Source organism: Nonomuraea salmonea (assembly GCF_042428605.1).
Taxonomy (GTDB): domain Bacteria; phylum Actinomycetota; class Actinomycetes; order Streptosporangiales; family Streptosporangiaceae; genus Nonomuraea; species Nonomuraea salmonea.
In genome coordinates, this window is sequence record NZ_JBHMCF010000052.1 from 1 (window position 1) to 19,303 (window position 19,303).

The 19,303-nt window shown below is 68.5% G+C and carries 20 protein-coding genes and 1 pseudogene; 16 read left to right on the top strand and 5 right to left on the bottom strand.

Annotation, left to right across the window (positions count from 1 at the left end; translation table 11 throughout):
* Together ACFFR3_RS44425 and ACFFR3_RS44430 are read left to right on the top strand one after the other, a co-directional pair.
* The coding region (locus ACFFR3_RS44425) for an arsenic resistance protein (RefSeq protein WP_379485108.1) at positions 1-211 on the top strand (211 nt) is incomplete at its 5' end.
* Positions 204-608: an arsenate reductase ArsC gene (locus ACFFR3_RS44430; protein WP_345408198.1), complete on the top strand. Its 405-nt coding sequence runs from the start codon at positions 204-206 to the stop codon at positions 606-608. The genes ACFFR3_RS44425 and ACFFR3_RS44430, both read left to right, overlap by 8 nt.
* Before the next feature lie 44 nt (positions 609-652).
* On the opposite strand, the gene ACFFR3_RS44435 is transcribed toward ACFFR3_RS44430, so the two are convergent.
* A complete protein-coding gene (locus ACFFR3_RS44435) occupies positions 653-1,600 on the bottom strand; it encodes a helix-turn-helix transcriptional regulator (protein ID WP_345409914.1) in 948 nt (315 codons plus the stop codon).
* Between the two features lie 107 nt (positions 1,601-1,707).
* On the opposite strand from ACFFR3_RS44435, the gene ACFFR3_RS44440 reads away from it, so the two are divergent.
* A complete protein-coding gene (locus tag ACFFR3_RS44440; protein ID WP_379485109.1) occupies positions 1,708-2,652 on the top strand; it encodes an alpha/beta fold hydrolase in 945 nt (314 codons plus the stop codon).
* 243 nt (positions 2,653-2,895) lie between these two features.
* Here ACFFR3_RS44440 and ACFFR3_RS44445 read toward each other — a convergent pair whose 3' ends face one another.
* Positions 2,896-3,813, bottom strand: a complete 918-nt coding sequence (locus ACFFR3_RS44445) for a sulfite exporter TauE/SafE family protein (RefSeq protein ID WP_379485110.1) — start codon at positions 3,811-3,813, stop codon at positions 2,896-2,898.
* 381 nt (positions 3,814-4,194) lie between these two features.
* On the opposite strand from ACFFR3_RS44445, the gene ACFFR3_RS44450 reads away from it, so the two are divergent.
* Both ACFFR3_RS44450 and ACFFR3_RS44455 read left to right on the top strand, forming a co-directional pair.
* On the top strand, positions 4,195-4,578 hold the full coding sequence (locus tag ACFFR3_RS44450) for a YidH family protein (protein ID WP_379485111.1): 384 nt from the start codon (positions 4,195-4,197) through the stop codon (positions 4,576-4,578).
* A complete protein-coding gene (locus ACFFR3_RS44455; RefSeq protein ID WP_379485112.1) occupies positions 4,575-4,973 on the top strand; it encodes a DUF202 domain-containing protein in 399 nt (132 codons plus the stop codon). Before ACFFR3_RS44450 ends, ACFFR3_RS44455 begins: the two co-directional genes overlap by 4 nt.
* Before the next feature lie 274 nt (positions 4,974-5,247).
* On the opposite strand, the gene ACFFR3_RS44460 is transcribed toward ACFFR3_RS44455, so the two are convergent.
* Positions 5,248-5,664, bottom strand: a complete 417-nt coding sequence (locus ACFFR3_RS44460; protein WP_379485149.1) for a PPOX class F420-dependent oxidoreductase — start codon at positions 5,662-5,664, stop codon at positions 5,248-5,250.
* A gap of 511 nt (positions 5,665-6,175) precedes the next feature.
* A complete protein-coding gene (locus ACFFR3_RS44465; RefSeq protein WP_379485113.1) occupies positions 6,176-7,168 on the bottom strand; it encodes an AraC family transcriptional regulator in 993 nt (330 codons plus the stop codon).
* 138 nt (positions 7,169-7,306) lie between these two features.
* Between ACFFR3_RS44465 and ACFFR3_RS44470 the strand changes: the two genes are divergently transcribed.
* The 9 genes from ACFFR3_RS44470 to ACFFR3_RS44510 all read left to right on the top strand — a co-directional run bounded on the left by ACFFR3_RS44470 (position 7,307) and on the right by ACFFR3_RS44510 (position 15,095).
* Positions 7,307-8,128, top strand: coding sequence for an SDR family oxidoreductase (locus tag ACFFR3_RS44470; RefSeq protein ID WP_345408212.1), 822 nt, complete (start codon positions 7,307-7,309; stop codon positions 8,126-8,128).
* Positions 8,125-8,532, top strand: a complete 408-nt coding sequence (locus tag ACFFR3_RS44475; protein ID WP_345408214.1) for a DUF4345 domain-containing protein — start codon at positions 8,125-8,127, stop codon at positions 8,530-8,532. Before ACFFR3_RS44470 ends, ACFFR3_RS44475 begins: the two co-directional genes overlap by 4 nt.
* A gap of 94 nt (positions 8,533-8,626) precedes the next feature.
* Positions 8,627-9,580 carry a helix-turn-helix transcriptional regulator gene (locus tag ACFFR3_RS44480; protein ID WP_379485114.1) on the top strand — a complete coding sequence of 318 codons (954 nt, stop codon included), beginning with the start codon at positions 8,627-8,629 and terminating at the stop codon, positions 9,578-9,580.
* Positions 9,564-10,316 carry an SDR family NAD(P)-dependent oxidoreductase gene (locus ACFFR3_RS44485; RefSeq protein ID WP_364384504.1) on the top strand — a complete coding sequence of 251 codons (753 nt, stop codon included), beginning with the start codon at positions 9,564-9,566 and terminating at the stop codon, positions 10,314-10,316. Before ACFFR3_RS44480 ends, ACFFR3_RS44485 begins: the two co-directional genes overlap by 17 nt.
* A 290-nt stretch (positions 10,317-10,606) precedes the next feature.
* Positions 10,607-10,900 (top strand): FAD-dependent monooxygenase, encoded by a 294-nt coding sequence (locus tag ACFFR3_RS44490; RefSeq protein WP_379485115.1) that lies wholly within the window; start codon positions 10,607-10,609, stop codon positions 10,898-10,900.
* Positions 10,901-11,290: 390 nt separating this feature from the next.
* On the top strand, positions 11,291-12,424 hold the full coding sequence (locus tag ACFFR3_RS44495; RefSeq protein WP_379485116.1) for a serine hydrolase domain-containing protein: 1,134 nt from the start codon (positions 11,291-11,293) through the stop codon (positions 12,422-12,424).
* A 135-nt stretch (positions 12,425-12,559) separates the two neighbouring features.
* Positions 12,560-12,868, top strand: coding sequence for a hypothetical protein (locus ACFFR3_RS44500; RefSeq protein WP_379485117.1), 309 nt, complete (start codon positions 12,560-12,562; stop codon positions 12,866-12,868).
* Between the two features lie 53 nt (positions 12,869-12,921).
* On the top strand, positions 12,922-14,424 hold the full coding sequence (locus ACFFR3_RS44505; RefSeq protein WP_345408226.1) for an alpha/beta fold hydrolase: 1,503 nt from the start codon (positions 12,922-12,924) through the stop codon (positions 14,422-14,424).
* 200 nt (positions 14,425-14,624) lie between these two features.
* A complete protein-coding gene (locus tag ACFFR3_RS44510) occupies positions 14,625-15,095 on the top strand; it encodes a phospholipase (RefSeq protein WP_379485118.1) in 471 nt (156 codons plus the stop codon).
* Between the two features lie 551 nt (positions 15,096-15,646).
* On the opposite strand, the gene ACFFR3_RS44515 is transcribed toward ACFFR3_RS44510, so the two are convergent.
* Positions 15,647-17,587: an ISL3 family transposase gene (locus ACFFR3_RS44515; RefSeq protein ID WP_417629302.1), complete on the bottom strand. Its 1,941-nt coding sequence runs from the start codon at positions 17,585-17,587 to the stop codon at positions 15,647-15,649.
* 117 nt (positions 17,588-17,704) lie between these two features.
* On the opposite strand from ACFFR3_RS44515, the pseudogene ACFFR3_RS44520 reads away from it, so the two are divergent.
* Together ACFFR3_RS44520 and ACFFR3_RS44525 are read left to right on the top strand one after the other, a co-directional pair.
* Positions 17,705-17,965: pseudogene (locus tag ACFFR3_RS44520) on the top strand (integrase core domain-containing protein); the annotation flags it as partial.
* A 774-nt stretch (positions 17,966-18,739) separates the two neighbouring features.
* Positions 18,740-19,288, top strand: coding sequence for a flavin reductase family protein (locus ACFFR3_RS44525; RefSeq protein ID WP_345408234.1), 549 nt, complete (start codon positions 18,740-18,742; stop codon positions 19,286-19,288).
* The last annotated feature ends 15 nt before the right edge of the window (positions 19,289-19,303 follow it).

Sequence of the window (19,303 nt, forward strand, 5' to 3'; positions counted from 1 at the left end):
CGACAAGACGACCACGCTCGCCTTCACCGCCGCCGGCAACAACTTCGAACTGGCCATCGCCGTGGCGGTCGGCGTCTTCGGCGTCACCTCCGGCCAAGCCCTGGCCGGCGTGGTCGGCCCGCTCATCGAAGTCCCCGTCCTGGTCGCCCTGGTCTACGTCAGCCTGGCCGGCCGCCGCCTGTTCACCGCAGAGGAGCCCGCCCGTGGCTGACAAACCGTCCGTCCTGTTCGTCTGCGTCCACAACGCCGGCCGCTCGCAGATGGCCGCCGGCTGGCTGACCCACCTGGCCGGCGACCGGATCGAGGCCCGCTCCGCCGGATCGGCCCCGGCCGATCAGGTCAACCCCGTCGCCATCGAGGCGATGCACGAGATCGGCATCGACATCACCGCCGCCCAGCCCAAGGTCCTCACCGTCGACGCAGTCGAGGCCAGCGACGTGGTCATCACCATGGGCTGCGGCGACGCCTGCCCGATCTTCCCCGGCAAACGCTACGAGGACTGGAAACTCGACGACCCCGCCGGGCAGGACATCGAAGCCGTCCGCAAGATCCGGGACGACATCCGTTCGCGCGTGGAGCAGCCGCTCGGCGAACTGCTGCCTGACTGACCTGCCTCCACGGACGGGTTGAGGCCGCGACCGTTGGGGGTGTCTCAGCCGTATCGCTCGACGAGCGCGTTGCCGATCAAGGTCAGGTGGTCCCGCACACCACGCGGGCCGGTCACTTCGAGCCATTCGACCAGTCCGGCCAGCTCGCCCGCGAGCGCGTACTCGTTGTAGCCGCGGATCACGACCTCGATGCGACCGTCGATCGTGGGACCTCCGACCTCGAGCCGGTCCCCAAGCGGCATCCGGAGCTTGCCGATCCCCTCGGGAGCGCACACCGCCTGGACTTCGAGAGGTGTTCGCCTTCGGTCGACCTCGTCGGCGATCTCCCTCCAGCTCTCAGCGAGATCGAACCCCTCGGGTCGGTGCACGGGATCGCCGGTCGGCTCGACGGATGACACGCGGTCGATCCGGAACGTCCGTCGACCGGCGTCGGTGTGCGTGACGAGATACCACGTCGGTCCTTTGGCGACGACGCCGAGCGGGTGGACGATCCGCTCGGTTCCGGAGCCGTCGCCGTCGACGTAGCCGAGCCGAGTCTGGACGCCACGGATCACCGCGTCCTGGACGTCGTCGAGGAACAGCGGGGTTGGGTACTCGACCCGGCTCACACCCCATCGATGCGGATCCACCAGCCTCGACGACGCCGCCGCCTCCGCTGGTACGCGGAAGGGCTCCGGCAAGGCTTGGACGAGCTTGCGCAGAGCGGCCTTTGCGGCCGGGTCTGCCGCCGCGGCCGGGCCGGCCACCAGGAACAGAGCCCTGGCCTCCCGAGCAGTCAGCCCGGTCAGGTCGGTACGGGCGCCGCCCACAAGCCGCCAGCCACCTCCCCGGCCCCGCGCGGAGTACACGGGGACCCCTGCCATGGCCAGAGCGTCGAGGTCACGGCGGGCGGTCCGCTCGGAAACCTCCAGCTCCCGGGCCACCTCCGCTGCCGTCACCCGCTCGCGCCGTTGCAGCAAGAGAAGGACGGCCACCAGCCGGTCGGTTCGCACGCCGACAACACTTGCACAAAAAACCGGTCATGAGGTGACCGGTTTCGGCTGCCAAGATGGCCGCATCTCCCCGCCCGATCACCCCGAAAAGACAGACAGGAAACGCGATGTTCAAGCCAACCGATTTTCCCGAGCCCACGCTTATACCGGTCAACGGCGTGGAACTCGAAGTCTTCGAAGCGGGCCGAGAAAATGCGGGAAAACCCATCGTGCTCTGCCACGGCTGGCCGGAGCACGCCTTCGCCTGGCGCCACCAGATGCCCGCCCTCGCCGCGGCCGGCTACCACGTCATCGCACCGAACCAGCGGGGTTACGGCAACTCGTCCCGCCCGGCGGAAGTGACGGACTACGACATCGAACACCTGTCAGGCGACCTCGTGGCACTCCTCGACCACTATGGATACGAAGACGCCGCCTTTGCCGGGCATGACTGGGGTGCGTTCGTCGTCTGGGGACTGACGCTGTTGCACCCCGACCGGGTGAACAAGGTGATCAACCTGAGCCTGCCCTACCAGGCGCGCGGAGAGAAACCCTGGATCGAGTCCATGGAGGACACGTTCGGCGGCGACTTCTACTTCGTCCACTTCAACCGGCGGCCGGGTGTCGCGGACGCCGTGTTCGACGAGAACACCTTCCGGTTCCTCCGCAACCTGTACCGGAAGAACGTGCCCCCAAGGGAGCCTCGGCCGGGCATGGCGCTGATCGATCTCGCCCGGGCGGAAACACCCCTCGGTGAGCCCATCATGAGCGACGGCGAACTGGCCGTGCTCGTCTCCGCCTTCGAATCATCGGGATTCACGGGCGGCATCAACTGGTATCGGAACCTCGACCGCAACTGGCACCTGCTGGCGGACGTGGACCCGGTCATCCGGCAGCCCACTCTCATGATCTACGGCGACAGGGATGTGATCGCACGGGGTGAGAACCTGGCGGAGTTCGTGCCCGACGTGGAGGTGGTCAGCCTTGATTGCGGTCACTGGATCCAGCAGGAGAAGCCGGAGGAAACGAACCAGGCGATGGTGAAGTGGCTGGAACGGCAGGATGCCCCCTGAGCGCGACATGACCGGCCCGCATCCGGGAAGTGGCCGTTCCGCTCGATGGCGAAGACATCCATGACCTCTGCGCAACCCCGGCCAATCGCCGTCCCGAGCACCCCGCCACGTGGAGGCTCGACCACCCGGATGGCCGATGGCGGCTCGGGTACAGCCACACGTCAGCTCGCGGCGTGTGGCTGTGCTCATGGCGCACCGGCATCGGCCGGTAGTGCTCATCGAGGCGGCCGGGCGGCTCGGTGTTCAGCCCGGCCGGCTGGCCGGGGCGGGTGCCGCAGTGGCTTGCTCCTCCGGTCTCGAGCGGCCGCGGCGCAGGACGTACCAGCAGGCCGTGGCTGTCGCTGTGGCGCCACCCAGGATCCACGCCGTGGCCTGGTTGCTCACCTCCAGCAGCTTCAGGGCGGAGGCGAGCAGGACCACGGCGAGCATGGCGCGGATGACGGCGCCGGGGGCGCGGGAGGAGATCCGGGCGCCGAGGTAGACGCCGGGGATGGAGCCGAGGATGAGAGAGGTGGTGAGGTGGAGCTGGAAGTCGCCGTAGAGAAGGTGGCCGACGGCGGCGGCGGCGACCATGGGGACGGCCTGGACCAGGTCGGTGCCGACGAGTTGGTTGGCCTTCAGCGTGGGATAGAGGGCGAGCAGCGCGACGATGATCAGGGAGCCGGCGCCGACCGAGGAGATGCCGACGGTCGCTCCTCCGATCATGCCGACGAGCAGGGTGGGGATCGGGCGCAGGGAGATCTGCGCGATGTCGGCTTCGGCTCCGGACCGTTCCCGTACGGCGAGGAAGGCCTTGGCGACCAGGCCGGCCACGGCCAGCAGCAGGGCGACGCCGAGGGCGTACTTCACGGCCTGCTGGGCAGCGGCCTCGGTGTCGAAGGCGCGGGCCAGGAACACTCCGCAGAACGCGGCGGGAACCGATCCGGCGCAGAGCCAGGCGACCAGGCGCAGGTTGACGGTTCCGTGACGCAGGTGCACGTAGCCGCCGATGGGTTTCATGACGGCCGAGGCGACCAGGTCACTGGAGATGGCGGCCAGCGGCGGCACGTTGAAGAACAGCATCATCATGGGGGTCATCAGGGCGCCGCCGCCCATCCCGGTGAGACCGACGATCACCGCGACCAGGAAAGAGCCGGCCAGGAGAGGGAAGTCGATGATCACGCGAACTGCCTCCTGCGGACCATGGGCGTGCGGCGGGCGTGTCTTCTGCGTTTGAGAGGTGATGGCCGGCGATGACGCGGGGCAGGCGCCAGACCGTGCAGGAGCGCGAAGGAGATGGACATCCAGAACCCTTACTGTGAGTGATGAGCAACTACTCTCAGTAGCTGAATGTGATGCTTGTGCATCAAGTGGCCACAGAGACAGATGCTTGTCGCCCCCGCGCGCCCACCTGGCGCGAATCAGTCCATTACCGTCCGCCTCACCGAGCCCGCCGGGCGACATTTTCCAGCCCGGACCGGCCGGCGCCGGGGCCCTGCTGCCTGTCTCGCCCGCGCCTCTTGCACCTGGACAAGTGACTGCGTTCAGTTATCTATTGATTACATGGAGAATACAGCTTCAGCCCCCGTACCCGCCCACAACGGCACCCCCACCGACGCCGAACCCGATGTCCGCTTCACCTTCGCCAACGAACGCACGTTCCTGGCCTGGAGCCGCACCGCCCTCGCCCTGTTGATCGCGGGACTGGCGATCGTGCAGGTCCTACCCCCTTTTCCCGGCCTGCCCGGCGCGCGGCGCATGCTCGCGGTGCCCCTGATCGCGTTAGGTGCACTCCTGCCCGGCGGCGCCTATCTCGAGTGGCGGCGCAACCAGCACGCCATGCGCCACGGCCACCGCCTGCCACGTTCCCTGCTGCCCCGCATCCTCGTCATCATCATCACAGCGGTCGCGCTGATGGCCGCCCTCGTCGTCCTGCGCGGCTCATGACCCCCGAGCTTCGCCGGCGCCCTGGCGGCACCCCCGGCCGAGATCCAGGTCTGGCCCCCGAACGCACGCATCTGGCCTGGATCAGGACGACCGTGTCCCTGCTGGCCCTGGGCGCCGCCGTCACCAAGGCCGTACCACCCGTGGGCCTGATCATCCTGCTTCTGGGCGTCTCGTGCTGGCTGCTGAGCCGCCACCACCAGCCGCCCCTGCGCTCGGGTGAGCACCATCGGCACCGCCCGCTGCGAGCGCTGGCCACCGCCCTCACGTTCGCCTCGCTCATCACGCTCGTCTCGATCTTGCTGACCAGCCGATCGCCCGCGCTCCCCCTCCTTCCGGCGCATCGGCCGCAGACTCCCTCGATACCCTCTCCCTCCTCGACCGTGCCGCCTCGCTGACCCGACAGCAGTGGCACCTTCGCCCTTCGCTCCCGTCCCGGCGCTGCGGCTGGCGGCGGGAGCGAACACCCGCGCCGCCGCGGCCGATGCCTGCCCCACGAGGTGCCCCGCGCCGACGACAGCGCGCCTGCCACGCCGCCGCTGCAGCGCCCGCAACGCTAGGCCCGTCCGCCCGTCGAACCGGCACCGACCACGATCACGTCCCACGCGTCCACGTGCTCCCGTCATCCTCACTGTGCCGGCCGACCTTGTCCCCACGCCGGGATGCGAGGTCCTACTCGGTGATGCCGCCGTAGGCGATGACCTTGGTGGGGCGGAGCCGGACGACGACCTCGCCGGGCACCCCGTTGCGCCTGCCGAACTCCTCCGCCTGGTCCGGACCCACGTACCGGGCGGCGGCCCGGGTGGCGACATCCAGGAGCTCGTCCAGGTCCTCGCTCAAAGTCACCTCGCCGCGAGCCTCGACGTAGGCGAAGGGCGGAGCATCGTCATCGACACACAGCGCCGCGCGCGGATCACGTCGCAGGTGGCGGGCCTTGGCCGTTTCAGCGTTGGTGGTGAAGGCGAAGTCCTCGCCGTCGAAGACGTACCAGACGGGCGTGACGTGGGGAGCGCCGTCGGCTCCCAATGTCGCGAATTTCCCGGTACGCGCGCCGCGCGTGACGAACTCGTGCCACTCCTGGGTCGTCATGGTGTGCACAGATGTCTGCCTTTCAATGTTCGCCCGAACGGACCCCGCAAGGCGTGTCGCCGTTGCCATGGCCTGCGGGCAGCGAGTCACGGACGAGTTCATAGGTGCGGAACCAGGTCCTTCGGCGAGCGACGTCATCATGCGTCTTTCCCGCCGCTGTTCCCCTCAGTCCGCCACCGGCGTTACCAGTGAGCCGATTCGTACACTTCGGCCCCTACCCTCCTGATGAGGCATCCGCGTCAGAAGCGGTCATGCGTCAGCAAAGGACCCCCATACGCGCGCCAGGGGCGGCACGCTGGCATCGCAACCGGTCGTTCGATCACCCGAGCACGCCCATCCCGGCAGACAGCATCGAACTCCGGGTGCCTCCTGGCGACTATGAGCTGTCCGCCCCGCTTGCCGAGCGCTGCTGATCGAGGCCGGTATCGCCGGCCCGAGTTCCGGCACAACCTCGGGGTCTCCACGCTTCGAGGTCCTGAGACGAGCCGGGGAACCGGAACCGTTCAATCCATCAGGGCGGTCCGGGCAGCGGCGAGGTCGCCGCGCGCGACCGGACGCTTCCCGGTGACACGCCGAAGGCACGTTTGAACGCCCGGCAGAACGCCGTCTCCGACCGATACCCGAAACGATGGGCGACCGCCGAGAGCGGTTCCGGCGTCCGCCGCAGGTGGGTGCGGGCCAGCTGCAGCCGCCATTGGGCCAGGTATCGCATGGGGGGTTCACCGACGAGCTCGGTGAAGCGCGCCGAGAACGCCGACCGCGACATACCGGCCTCCCGGGCGAGGGAGGCGACGTTCCAGTCCTGCTCGGGTGCCCGGTGGATCGCGGTGAGCGCGCGTCCGATCTGTTCGTCGCGCAGGGCGGCCAGCCAGCCCTGCCGCGCTTCCGGCGCGGCGTCGAGCCAGGATCGGATCGCCTGGATGACCAGGATGTCGGCAAGCCGGGTGAGAACGGTCTCACCGCCCGGACGCAGCGCCTGCGCCTCCCTCGACGCCAGCCGCAGCATGCTGTGCAGCCAGCCGGCATCGTCGTCGTCCCAGCCGTCGAGGTGGATGATCGGGGGGAGCTGGGCGACGAGCTTGCTCCCCGCGGCATGGTCGAAGCGGACCACACCGTAGGTGACGTGGGTGCGCTCACCCCCGCCGCCGTGGCGCAGGATCTCGTACCGCTCGCTGATCTGCTCGACCGGGATGTCGAAGAGATCGTCGGTGGTGGCCTCGGGGTCGCTGCGGAACCGGTGCGCGACGCCGTGAGGGAGCAGGGTGAGGCTGCCCGGCTGCAGGAGGCGGGGGCCGGCGCCGTCGATGTCGGCGTCGACGTCCAGCCAGCAGTGCCCGGCGGTGACCACCACCAGCGCCATCAGCTCCGGCAGCGGTGGCACGGCTATGCCCCAGGGCGCGGTCAGCTCGGCCCGGCAGTAGAGCGTGCCGGTCAGGCGCAGCAGGTGCAGCGCCTCGCCGAGGAGGTCGCCGGCAGCGGGAGGAGTACGGACGCGATCGTGCACGCCCGCCACTCTGCCGCATGTCCCTCGCGTCCGCCAGTCTGGATGAACGGCTAAGAATCACGGACTTCTTGTGATTGCCCGTCCAGGACGATGTGGCCGAGACTCGGTCTGTCACCAGCCCCAAGGAGCGCAGGAACCATGTCATCACGTCCCATCCTCGTCATCGGTTCGACCGGCAAGACCGGCCGGCGCATCGTCAGCCGGCTCACCGGCGGCGGCCACCGGGTCCGTCCGGCCGGGCGGCGCACCGACCCGCCGTTCTCGTGGGAACAGCCGTCGAGCTGGCCCGCAGTGCTCCACGGCGCGGGCTCCGCCTACATCGCCTACGCTCCCGACCTCGCCGTCCCGAGCGCACCCGCCGCGATCGAGGCGCTCGTCTCGTACGCGATCGAGGCCGGTCTCGAACACCTGGTGCTGCTGTCCGGCCGTGGCGAGCACCACGCACAGCGCTGCGAGAAGATCGTCCAGGGCTCCGGGCTGAGCCACACCCTCATCAGGGCCAGCTGGTTCGCCCAGAACTTCAGCGAAGGCGACCTGCTGGAGCAGGTACGGCGCGGCATGATCACCCTGCCCGCTGGCCAGGTGGCCGAACCCTTCGTCGACGTGGAGGACATCGCCGACGTGGCGGTCGCCGCCCTCACCGACGACCGGCACTCCGGCCGGCTCTACGAGCTCACCGGGCCGCGGCTGCTGACCTTCGCCGACGCCGCGGCGGAGATTTCCGCCGCGGCGGGCCATCCGGTCGGCTACACCGCCGTCGCGGCCGGCGAGTTCCGCGCCGCGCTGGCCGAAGAGACGGGGCCCGAGTACGCCGACCTCTTCACCGCCCTGTGCGAGGAGTTGTTCGACGGACGCAACGCCACGCTGGGACGCGGCGTGCAGGACGCGCTCGGCCGCGAGCCACGCGACTTCGCCGGCTTCTGCCGGTCCGCCGCCGCGTCGGGCGTGTGGCAGCGATGAGCAGGCGCGTGGACCCGCACTCCGTCCTTCTCTTCGTGGCCGGTCTGGTGCTCATCGTCATCGGCGCGGCCAACCTGTTCGCGCCCGTGGCCTTCCACCAGGCCAACGGCATCATGGTCGTCGCCGACGCCGGCCTGTTGAGCGAGACGCGCGCGGCGGGCGGCGTCCTGCTCACAGCCGGGGTGTTCATCATGGTCGGCGCGTTCTCCACCCGGTTCGCGGTCGCCGCCGCGGCCGTCGGCGCCACGGGGTACCTCGCCTACGCGCTGTCCCGCCTTCTCGGCATCGCGCTCGACGGCGTACCGGCCGGCGGGCTGGTGCTCGCCGCGGTGGTGGAATCGGTGCTCGGGCTGGCCTGCGCGTACTCGCTCCTGCGGCGTTCCCGCGAGGGCGCACGAGTCTAGAGCGACGTCACGTGGCCCCTGCTCGGCGGAATGGCGCGATCATTCACGACATCGTCCCGCGCGGGACTTTACGCTCGGCGCGGAGGTGGTCGGGATGGACGAGGGATACTCATCGGCGGCGATGGTGGCACTGGTCACGGCGTCCCTGCGCCGTCGTGGCCTCCCGGTGCCGGACGGGGCGAGGTGCGAGGGGCCGCGCGTGACGTTGAGCGCCAAGCGGCGGCTGCTCGCCGCCGTCGCCGCCGCCTACGGCGAGAGCGCGTTGATCCTCGCGGGGCAGGCTGTGGCCGGCGGCCCGTTCGATCCCCTGGGGCACGCGCTGACGTCCGCGCCCACTCCCGTCGAGTGCCTGGCCAGGTGGGGACGGCTTGAGCGCTACGTGCACTCACGGCACCGGACGATCATCGCCTCCGAGAGCTCCCGCGGTGTCCGCGTGCGGCACTCGGCGCCGGCCGGTTCACCGCCCGTACGGCATGAGAGCCTGCTCGTGGCGGGGGTGCTGGCGGGCCTGCTCTCGGCCCAAGGGTGCGTGAACGTCCGGCTGAGCCTGGCCGACGGGACAGCGCTGCTCGACCACGGTCACCTCATCACCGGCCACGTGCCGCCGGGGCCGGTCGACCGGTTCCGCCTGGCCTGGATTCCGGGAACCGCCCATCCGCCCGGGGAAGCGCGGCATCCGGCGCCCCCACCCGAGGCCGGGAGGGGACCGGTCACGGGCGCCGCGCTGCGCCGGGTCCTCGCCGACACAACCAGGCGGTGGACGGTCGGCGAGCTCGCGACGGCCGGCGGCATGTCCGCCCGTACGCTGCAACGGCGCCTCCACGAGGAAGGGAGCTCGTTCTCCTCAGTGGTCGCCGCCGCCCGCGTCATCCGCGCGTCGATGCTGCTCGGAAACGCCGACGTGCCGTTGTCAACCGTCGGATTCCTGGCCGGGTACGCCGACGGCCCCCACTTCGCCCGCGAGTTCGCCCGGCGAACCGGCGCCAGCCCGGGCCGCTACCGGACCGTCATCACCCCTACGGAGACCGATCATGAGCCTTCCCTATGACCGCGCCCTCATCACGGGCGGCAGCACCGGCGTGGGACTCGCCCTCGCCGCCGAACTGCTGCGACGCGGCTGTAAGCGGGTCGCGCTGTGCGGCCGCGACCCGCACCGGCTGGCCCGCGCCCGGCACGCCCTCAGCGCGGACGTGCTCACGGTGCCCTGCGACATCACCGAACCGGACGACCGATCCCACCTGCTGACCGTGGTCGAGAAGGAATGGGGAGGGCTCGACCTCCTGGTCAACAACGCGGCCGTGCAGATCGAGACCGATCACCTCGCCGGTGCCACACCCGCGGTCCTTCGGTCGGTGTCCGACGAGATCGAGACCAACCTCACCGCTCCGGTGCTGCTCACCTTGCGGGCGCTGCCCGCGCTGCGGGCCTCCGGTCACGCCGCGGTGGTCAACATCGGTTCCGGCCTCGCGCTGGCGCCCAAGCGGACCGCTCCGGTGTACTGCGCCACCAAATCGGCCCTCTCCACGTACACGCGGGCGCTGCGGTACCAGCTGCAGGACTCCGGCGCCCGGATCCAGGCCGTCGAAGTCGTGCTGCCCCTCGTCGACACCGACATGACGCGGGGACGCGGCAGCGGGAAGATCAGCCCCGAGCGTGCCGCGGAGGCGATCGTCAACGGTCTCGCCGGGAACCGCTCGGAGATCTATGTCGGCAAGGCCCGGCTGTTGCCGCTCCTGATGCGGGTGGCTCCCTCGATACCGCGCCGCATGCTCCGCGCCGGCTGAGCTTGCCGGGTCGGGTGGTTCTGCCCAACCGGCGAGGCGTTCCTCCGAGAGGCGCTCGGTGCACGACGAGCTGGCCGGTCAGGTCCAGCTCCTCGAACAGCGCGTCAGGGGCACCGACCTCGCTCCGGCACACATCGACGCGACGGGGAGATCTGGGCTGAGCTGACGGTCGGATGCGACGGCAGGCACTCCATCCTGCGCCGCGAGGCGGGTCTGGCGCCCAAGGAGTTCGGTGTGCCGTTCGACGTCTGGTGGTTCCGCCTGCCGACCTCGGCCCGAGACAGGCGCACATGACGCCGGCGTGGCGCCGATCGTCCGGGGCCGCGAGGCGCTGGCCCGCGACGACGATCATCAACGTCTACCTCACCGTCAAGGGCTCCGACGCGCGGCTACGGGCCGAGGGGGTTGAGCGCTTCCGGAAGCGCGTCGCTCGTTCGCGCCCCGACTACGCCGACCGGGTGAGCCGGCTGGAGAGCATGGACGAGGTCCACTTGCTCCACGTCCGGTTCGACCGGCTCAAGCGCTGGCACCTCGATGGGCTGCTGCTCATCGGCGACGCCGCGCACGCCATCACCCCGCGCTGACCTGGCGACCGTACAGCGGCGCAGGCAACGCCCCACCGTGATCATGAAACCGCGCAGCGGGTATGCAACGGCTCCTGTTCTGAGCCCGGTTCTCCGGCAGGCGTCCCGGCCGTGCGACGTTCCTGCTCTTCCTCCGCCACGCGTTTCCCCGGCTGCGGGTGATGCCTGCCCGGTTCGTGGGCTTCGGACCTCATCCTGCACACACGCCCGCCTTCGCAGGCGATCCGCCGAACACACACTCTCGGACGCCGCGGGCTGCGCGAGATTTGCAGGCGGCGTCGGCGGAAACGGCCAGGAAACTTCGCCAGGACTAGACACGGAAGCCACCACGCGCCGAGACCGATATGACCACTCCATACCGGCGCGTCTCAACAGAAGGGAACGCTAATCGTGAAGCGTGCGAAAGCGGCCGGCCTGGCCGGTGTGGCATGCGCGATGCTGACGCTCGGCACCACAACACCCGCCACCGGCACGGATCGTCCCGAGTTCGGTGAGGTACAGAAAGCGCTCACCGAGCTGGCCGCCAGCTCCAAGATCGTGGGCGCGATCGGCGCCGTCTACGTCGACGGCAAGCGGGTCGCCCAGGGTACAGGCGGCACCCGCCTGCTGGACGACAAGGGCGGCAAGATCCCGCCCAGCGCCCGCTACCGGATCGGCTCCCAGACCAAGCTCATGACCGGTACCGTGATCCTCCAGCTGGTCAAGGAGAAGAAGCTCGCCCTGGACGACAAGCTGAGCGACCTGCTGCCCATCGTCGTCGAACAGGACCTGGTGAAGCTGGCCGACCAGATCACCCTCCAGCAGCTGCTGCAGCACACCTCCGGCATTCCCAACCTGCCGGCCGCGGACGTCTTCGACATGACCTACCACACGCCGCTGGAGATGGTGAAACAGACCAGCGACCTGAAGCGTACGGGAGAGCCCGGCTCCCAGTTCAACTACTCCAACACCAACTACTTCCTCCTCGGCCTGATCATCGAGAGGCACACCAAGCACACCGTGTCGGCGGAGTTCGAACGGCGCCTGTTCGACAAGCTCGACATGGACAGGACCTACCTGCCCACCAAACCGCCCGGCGGTATCAAGGGCCCGCACGGCCACGGCTACTACCCTGACAAGGACGGCAAGCTACGCGACGTCGACCGCCAGAACATGAGCCACGGCTACGCCGCCGCAGGAGTCATCTCCACCACCGAGGACCTCAGCGCCTTCCACCGCGCCCTGGTCAAGAACGAGTTGCTGCCCAAGGAGCTGACCCAGGTACTGCTGGGCCGCCTGCTTCCCAAGGAGCAAGCGGCCAAGAGCGCAGCGAAGCCGGCGGCCAACGGCCGGATCTGCGACGGCCAGGGCGGCTACTTCAGCGTCACGGGCGGTGGACCCGGGGGCAAGTCCATCACCTACAACACCCCGGACGGACGCGTGCAGTTCGCCCTCTCCACCACCCTGGGCGCTTCCAACCTCGATCCCGATCTGGACCCCCTCATGGAGAAGGCCGCCGAAGCCGTCCTCTGCCCCTCGAAGTAGCGCTCTCCTCGCGGCAGGCAGCTCGCTTGCCGCGAAGGAGGAGCGCTCCGCCCACACCTCGCCCCGCTCGTCGGCACTCGGACCGCGGGCCGGGTTGCCGGCGACGGGATCACGTATCCACTGAACGACGGCAGCGTGCTGCAACTGCCGTCCCTCCACCACTTCGGCCCTCATCGGGAACTGATCGACACCATCGGCGTCCCCGCCGACCACCAGGCCCCGACGAGCCCGGCCGATCTGGCCACAGGCCTCGACCGGCCCTGGCCGAAGCGCTCACTCTGCTGCCACAAGGCCACCCCGGATGCGAGGGCGAAAGCCTTCACGGAAACGGCCACGAAACAACCTCTGGTGGATAAAGAAGTTGATCGCCGGCGACCGACACCGTGGTGGGTGGTCCTCTTGTCCGGCCAGGTCGTTCTCTCCGAGGAAAGGCTCGATCAGTGAATGGTGCGACAGCGGTCCGCGCGAGTGGTTGCTTGATCTCGGGAGCTTTGCTGATGAGTTCCCTTACGGTCGGCACCCCCGCCGCCGCAGCCGGCTCCCGGGCCAGAACTCCTGCCATCGTGTGGCGGAAATGCCCGGAATTCTCCAACGATGATCTGCGCAAGATGGGTTACAAGGAGGATCAGTTCGCCGCGGTCAGGAAATTGCACGGCCGTATGGACTGCGGGACGATCAGCGTACCCCAGGACTATGAAGACTCAGGCGGAGAGCAGATCATCGTAGCCCTGACCAGATTGAAGGCCGCCGACCAGAAGAACCGCCTGGGCAGCTTGGCGCTCAACCCGGGCGGGCCTGGCGGCGCCGGCTACCTGATGCCTCTCAACCTCGTCATGAGGGGCGCGGCGGGACTCGATGAACGTTACGACCTGATCGGGATCGACCCGCGCGGCGTCGGCCGCAGCACCAAAGTCACCTGCCCCGATGACCCGCGGGGCAAGCCCTCGCCAGGGCCGATCGCCGAGGAACAGGCCAAGAAAACCTACGCCGACATGGTCGCGTGGAGCAAGCAGTGCACTCAGCAGGACCTCGCATTCATCGGGCAGCTCACCACCCCGAACGTGGCCCGTGACATCGACCGGATCCGCGCCGCGCTGGGCGATCGGAAAATCAGCTTCTTCGGCGTCTCCTGGGGCACGTGGCTCGGCGCGGTCATGCGCACCATGTTTCCCGGCAATGTCGACCGGATGTGGCTGGACAGCTCCACCCCGCCCGATATCTGGAAGGGTTTCTGGACGGCAACCCACACAGACGCCGTCGACCGCAACTTCCAGCGGATGGCCGCATGGATGGCCGAGCGCGACGACACCTACGGGCTGGGCACCTCGAAGCGGCAGGTGGTCTCGGCGGTGGAGGACATGGTCGCCTCGTACGACGCCGAACCGCTGACCTTCACGGACGTCGGCCTCACCGTGGACGGGGCGCTCATCGCCCAGGCCGCAGGTCGTCCCAGCACTCAATGGCCCATGATGGCTCAAGTACTCAAAGAACTCACCGACGCCAAGGGCCCGGTCGCGCCACCGACGGTCAAGAAGGCGTTCGGCGACCCGCCCGCCGGGGACGAAACGCAGACCGACAAGACAGCGGGCCGCGCGTTCCACTGCAACGAGGATTCCAGCCCGAGCACGTTCGCGTCGAACTGGAAGGACTACCAGCAGCGTCTCAAGGACTATCCGGTGACCGGCCGGACGAGCCCCTTCGTGCACATGTGCGCAGGATGGCTGCTGCCGGCGAAGCCGCCGACGGTGCGGCCCGTCAGCGGCTCGCTGGTGTTGTCCGGCCATCGCTACGAGACCCGGACACCGTACGAATGGACGCCTGCCATGCGCGCGGTCATCGGTGGAACCCTGGTGACCGTCAACGACGACGTCCACGGCTCCGCGGCCCAGGTACCCGGTTGCGCCGCGAAGATCATCGACTACTTCGAGACCGGCAAGCGCACCACCACCTGCCCAGGAAAACCGGTGCCGGCCTCGGCCAAGACTCCCCAACGCGGTTGACATCGCACCGCCCCGCGACCGGCAAGAGCTGCGCGAACCGCTCCGGAGCGACGGCACCCAGCGATCTCCGGCGGCACCGGCGAACTGCGTCGGCGCCAATACTCCCGGCATCCCGAGACGGCAATGCCGCTCATCGAAATGAAGGAAGAGGTGGATTCGACGGCATGTTGAGAGGTTCACTGGCGACCATCGTCGTAACGGTGGTCACCGTCACAGGTGTCGGGACGGCGGCCCCGACGTCCGCCGCCGCATTACAGGCGCCGGACCAGCAGTCGAGCGCGTCACTCAAACTGACGGCGAAGCAGAAGCGGAAGTTCACCGACATGTGGCTCTACGAGATCTCGATGTCGGCATTCCAGAAGCTCCGCGTTGAGCGGCCGTACGCCGGCCAGGGCATCGACTGGAGCAGTGACGCCTGCTCCAAGTCGCCCGACAGGCCCAGCGGGTTCAACTTCAAGCCTTCGTGCCAGCGGCACGACTTCGGCTACCGCAACTACAAGAAGCAAAACCGCTTCACCGAAGACAACCGCCACAGGATCGACAAGAAGTTCAGGCGCGATATGTACGACGTCTGCGACAAGTTCGACGGATGGCAGTCCGCAGCCGGCGTTTTATGCCGGCGCGAAGCAGACGCTTACTACAACATCGTTCGAGCCACCGGGAATCTGTGACGAACAGATCTCAGAGAAATAATTCGGATGATTGGGGATTTCTGACGTCCGCAGTCACGTACCGGAATTTCGCGAGGAGTCGCCGAAGGCCGGAGACAGGCGTGGAGCCTCCGGTAGATGAGCTCCCACCACAGGATCCCCATCAGCCGAAAGGCTCCACGTAATTGCTCATCGTGCCATGCTCGACGTCTCCCGCACGCTGGTTCACCACGTTGCCCGACCGCTGCGGGAGGAACGGCACCGACTCGGCACTCCCAAGGGCAGTCGCGCTCCGACTCCGTCCTGGCAGGGGGTGCTGGTGCTGCGGTGGTTCCGGGGCGAACGCGCGACGTCCCCAAGCGAGCAGCGCGAAGCCGGCTCGGCACTCGCATGCTGGGCGACATCGATGAGACACGCGTCTACCAGCGGCCGCTGAGCGCGCAGGATGTCGCTGGGCTGCACGCGCCAGCCGACGCCATCATGTCCGAGATACCGGCCCCGAACAGACCGGCACAACCGTGACGGCGACGGTCAAAACTGGATCAGGCACACTTTCCGTGATCGGACCCTGGTCAGTGGGACAGCAGCATGCGTTTCCGCAGGAGATCGAGGTTGGCGCGGCCGTACATCTGTCGCTTGAGCATCTTGGTCCGGTTGACGTGCCCTTCGACGGGTCCGGAACTGTAGGGCAGGGTGAGCCCGGCGGTGACGGCGTCTTGGTCGCGGCGTAGCCCGGTGACGAAGGAGTGCAGCTCAGGTAGGTCGTCGCCCAGGACGGCGTTCATCCACGTCTCCAGGTTGTGGCCGTGGCGGTGCGTCATCATCTCGGCGAACTGGCGCACGTGCAGCTGAAGCGCCGCCAGTTGGGGACAGGCGGCGGTGAGCGCTTGAAGTTGGCGGTGTTCGTCGGGGTCGAGGTGGGCGGGGTTGCGCAGGAACCAGCCGGTGGCCTGCCGGACCGTGGGCGGTCGCGTTGATGTCGGTGCGGGAGGCGTTCCGTCGCGCCAGGGGCGGACGTACTGGCGGACGGTGGCGCTGCCGCCGCGGTAGCCCAGGGCCTGCAGCTCCTGATGGAGGAGTTCGGCGTTGGTGCATCCCTCGGCCCAGCGTTTGCGCAGGTAGGAGTCGTGAATTTCCAGGTTCTTGGGCCGTCGGCCGGTGCCGTTGTGAACGAGCAGGTCTTCGGGGCTGGTGACGCGGGCGAAGCGCCTTACAGTGTTGCGGCCCAGGGACAGCAGGCGGGCGATTTCGCGCAGTCCTTGGCCTTGCTCGAGCAGGGCGTGAACAGCGGTGTGCCGTTCACGGGTTCGGGCGGCGATGCGGTCCTGACGGTCGGCGGGCGAGTGGGGCGGGACGGACGGCGCCGCAGGTGGCGAGGTGTCGGTGCGCGTGCTGGGCGTGGCGGTCAGGGCTTGGAGATGGTCGCGGTGGCGGGTGACGGTGCGTTCGACGGCCTCGCCGAGGTTCCGCCAGAGGTGCCACCTGTCCGCGACCTGGGTCGCGTGCGGCGCACCCCGAGCGATGCCCTCGGCATAGGCGCCGGCTCGGTCGCGGCAGACGATCTCGACCCCGGGATGCGCGCGGAGCCAGGTGGCGAGGGTGTCAGCCGTCCGGTCAGCGAGTACGTCCACCACGGTGCTGGTGGAGATGTCGATGAGGATGGTGCCGTAGGTGTGGCCTCGCCGCAGGGCGAAGTCGTCCACGCCGAGCACCCGCGGACCGGATTCCAGAGGCGGGTCTGGCAGGGCGCGCATCAGCCTGATCAGCGTCATCCGGCTGACTGAGGCCGCCAGACGGCTGGCGAGCCGGGCTCCGGCGCGGCCACCCAGAGCCAGCGCGATCGCCTGTAAGGCCCTCGCCGCCCGGATACTGCGGCGGCCATAACGCACGGTCAGCCCCGGGACCTGCTCGGCAAACGTCGCCTTCGCACACGTGGGAGTGCGGCAAAAGAACCGGTGAACCCGCAGGTGGAGGAGCACCTCCTGGCCCCCGACCGCGGTATCGGACAGCCGCCGTTCATAGTGGCTGTGCACCCGCCGCGACGGCGTTCCACAAGCCGGGCAAGCGGCCTCCACGGTTCCGCTCCTGGCCCGAATCCGCACCGTGGTTCCCGATCGGAACACCTGCTCCACGCACACACCGCCCAGATGAGGGAACAGGACAGCGACCAGCTCCTTGATCAACACGCTGCAGATGCTCGTGAGCAGAGAAGCGGCTACCGGCCGGAACACTCGAACCGTGATCCATCCGATGGATCCGATCACGAAAAGTGTGCCTGATCCCGTTTTTTCAGACGCCGTTGACAAACCGAAAGAACCAAAGGCTAGGAGGGTAAAGGGAAGCAGGAGAACACACCGAAACCGCGGACGACTGCCGGTCCAACGGTCGCCGCGGGCGAGGCCTTCCCGTACAACCGGGTGTCCACTCGTCAGTGCCAGAACCTCCGGAAGCGAAGTTCCCCAACCAGCCGCTGGGCACGAAAGCCACGTGGTGGAGTACCGGAGGGTGCACACCTACTGCACCAGCCGGCACCACCATTGGCAGATCTACTCCGGCAGTAGGAAGACGAAGGTCGGTGCCGTCTTCATCTCCGCGACCGCGGTGATGAAGGCATGCGTCGCCGCCGTTCGCAGGGCTTCCTCTACCTGGCCACGGTGATCGACTGTCACAGCAAGGCGGTGCTGGGCTGGGCGATGGCCGAATCGTTCTTCTCCGCGCTCAAGAACGAGTGGCTGCACCGCTTTGTCTTCACCACCCGAGCCAAAGCCAAACGGCAGGCCATCCGCTACATCGAAGGGTTCTGCAACCACCGGCGCCTACACTCGGCGCTCGGCTACCGGCCACCCCTGGAGGTGCTCAACGAGTTCCTCTCAGCCCAAACAGCCGCATAGGCTACGCCCCATAAGACGGCTGTCCGGAATCACCGCGGCCCCTCAGGCTCGATGTCGCGCTCGCGCCCCCGCATTCCCTTGACGGGCGTTTAGGCGATCGACGGTCAAGAAACGATCAGACCAAGGCCGAGCAGCGCTGCTAATACGGCGCAAGCCCGGACCGGATGATGACGAGGAAACAACCGAATCACCACCGGACCAACACCCCGGCACTGCTTCCGCACCTCTTGTCCTCCACCACGAAGCCGACAGGATTCCCGATGTCCTTCGCAGCCTCGACGGCTCCACCACCCGCTTTCTGGCCGCCTTGCTCGGTAAGCAGTTGAAGGCCCGCGCCATCCTCCAAGCCCAGCGGCCCGCAGCAGGTGCCCCCCAAGTATTCAGGGCGGGCGCTTGTCGGGCGAACTTCGGCGGCCGGCCACCACGGGAGCTGAGTCTTTTGCGACTGCGGGCCTCGTCGACCACGTCGGCATCGACAACGCCGCCGCCCGCACCGCCACCGAGCATCTCCTCGACCTGGGCCACCGCCGTGCGCAAGTTGCTCAAGCGAACGGGCGTCCCCGTCTGACCGACACATGGCCAGTGGTGCCCTGCGCGGGCAGGGCACGGTCGGAGAAGCGCGCGCCGCACGTGACGTCGAATACTCATTCCATCTCGGTAAGAGGCTTCGGCGCGAAACGCATCGGATCATCGGGGCGGAAGCGTCCCCGCCTGCTCTTGCGGGGCTGAGCTGCGCGGCAGCGTGCCGAGGCCCGAGGAAGGGAGCTAAGGCGAATGGCGACGGCCAACAACGTCCCGGCGAGCACCACTTTCGAGCCCCGAGAACTACGACGCATCTTGGGGAGCTTCGCGACCGGTGTCACCGTCGTGACCGCCGGCGGGGACGAGCCGCGCGGCATGACCGCGAACTCGTTCACGTCCGTGTCGCTGAATCCGCCGATGGTCCTGGTCTGCGTCCTGCGCGACGCCGCGATGCACGAGATGATCCTGCGGCACAGTGCCTTCGCGGTCTCCATCCTGTCCGACCGGCAAGAAGGCGTGGCCCGGCACTTCGCCGACCGCCACCGCCCCCGTGGCCTGGCCGAGTTCGCGAACGTCGCCTGCTTCCCCGGGCCGCGCACAGGGTGCCTCGTGCTGCCCGGCGCGCTGGCGTGGTTCGAGTGCTCCCTTGCCGCGGTCTATGACGGCGGGGACCATTCGATCTTTCTCGGCGAGATCGTCAACCTGGAGCGCGGCTCCGGTGAAGACGCGCTGCTGTTCCATGCCGGCGCGTTCCAGCGCATCAACACCCCTGCCGACTGGCGCGACCACATCCTTCTATGAGTACGGCCACGCGGC

Excerpts from the sequence above, each read along its gene's own strand:
- ACFFR3_RS44475 (WP_345408214.1), top strand. The coding sequence starts at position 8,125 with ATGAGCAGGCGCGTGGACCCGCACTCCGTCCTTCTCTTCGTGGCCGGT.
- ACFFR3_RS44455 (WP_379485112.1), top strand. The coding sequence starts at position 4,575 with ATGACCCCCGAGCTTCGCCGGCGCCCTGGCGGCACCCCCGGCCGAGAT.
- ACFFR3_RS44505 (WP_345408226.1), top strand. The coding sequence starts at position 12,922 with ATGAGTTCCCTTACGGTCGGCACCCCCGCCGCCGCAGCCGGCTCCCGG.
- ACFFR3_RS44485 (WP_364384504.1), top strand. The coding sequence starts at position 9,564 with ATGAGCCTTCCCTATGACCGCGCCCTCATCACGGGCGGCAGCACCGGC.
- ACFFR3_RS44525 (WP_345408234.1), top strand. The coding sequence starts at position 18,740 with ATGGCGACGGCCAACAACGTCCCGGCGAGCACCACTTTCGAGCCCCGA.
- ACFFR3_RS44440 (WP_379485109.1), top strand. The coding sequence starts at position 1,708 with ATGTTCAAGCCAACCGATTTTCCCGAGCCCACGCTTATACCGGTCAAC.
- ACFFR3_RS44450 (WP_379485111.1), top strand. The coding sequence starts at position 4,195 with ATGGAGAATACAGCTTCAGCCCCCGTACCCGCCCACAACGGCACCCCC.
- ACFFR3_RS44460 (WP_379485149.1), bottom strand. The coding sequence starts at position 5,664 with ATGACGACCCAGGAGTGGCACGAGTTCGTCACGCGCGGCGCGCGTACC.
- ACFFR3_RS44480 (WP_379485114.1), top strand. The coding sequence starts at position 8,627 with ATGGACGAGGGATACTCATCGGCGGCGATGGTGGCACTGGTCACGGCG.
- ACFFR3_RS44490 (WP_379485115.1), top strand. The coding sequence starts at position 10,607 with ATGACGCCGGCGTGGCGCCGATCGTCCGGGGCCGCGAGGCGCTGGCCC.
- ACFFR3_RS44470 (WP_345408212.1), top strand. The coding sequence starts at position 7,307 with ATGTCATCACGTCCCATCCTCGTCATCGGTTCGACCGGCAAGACCGGC.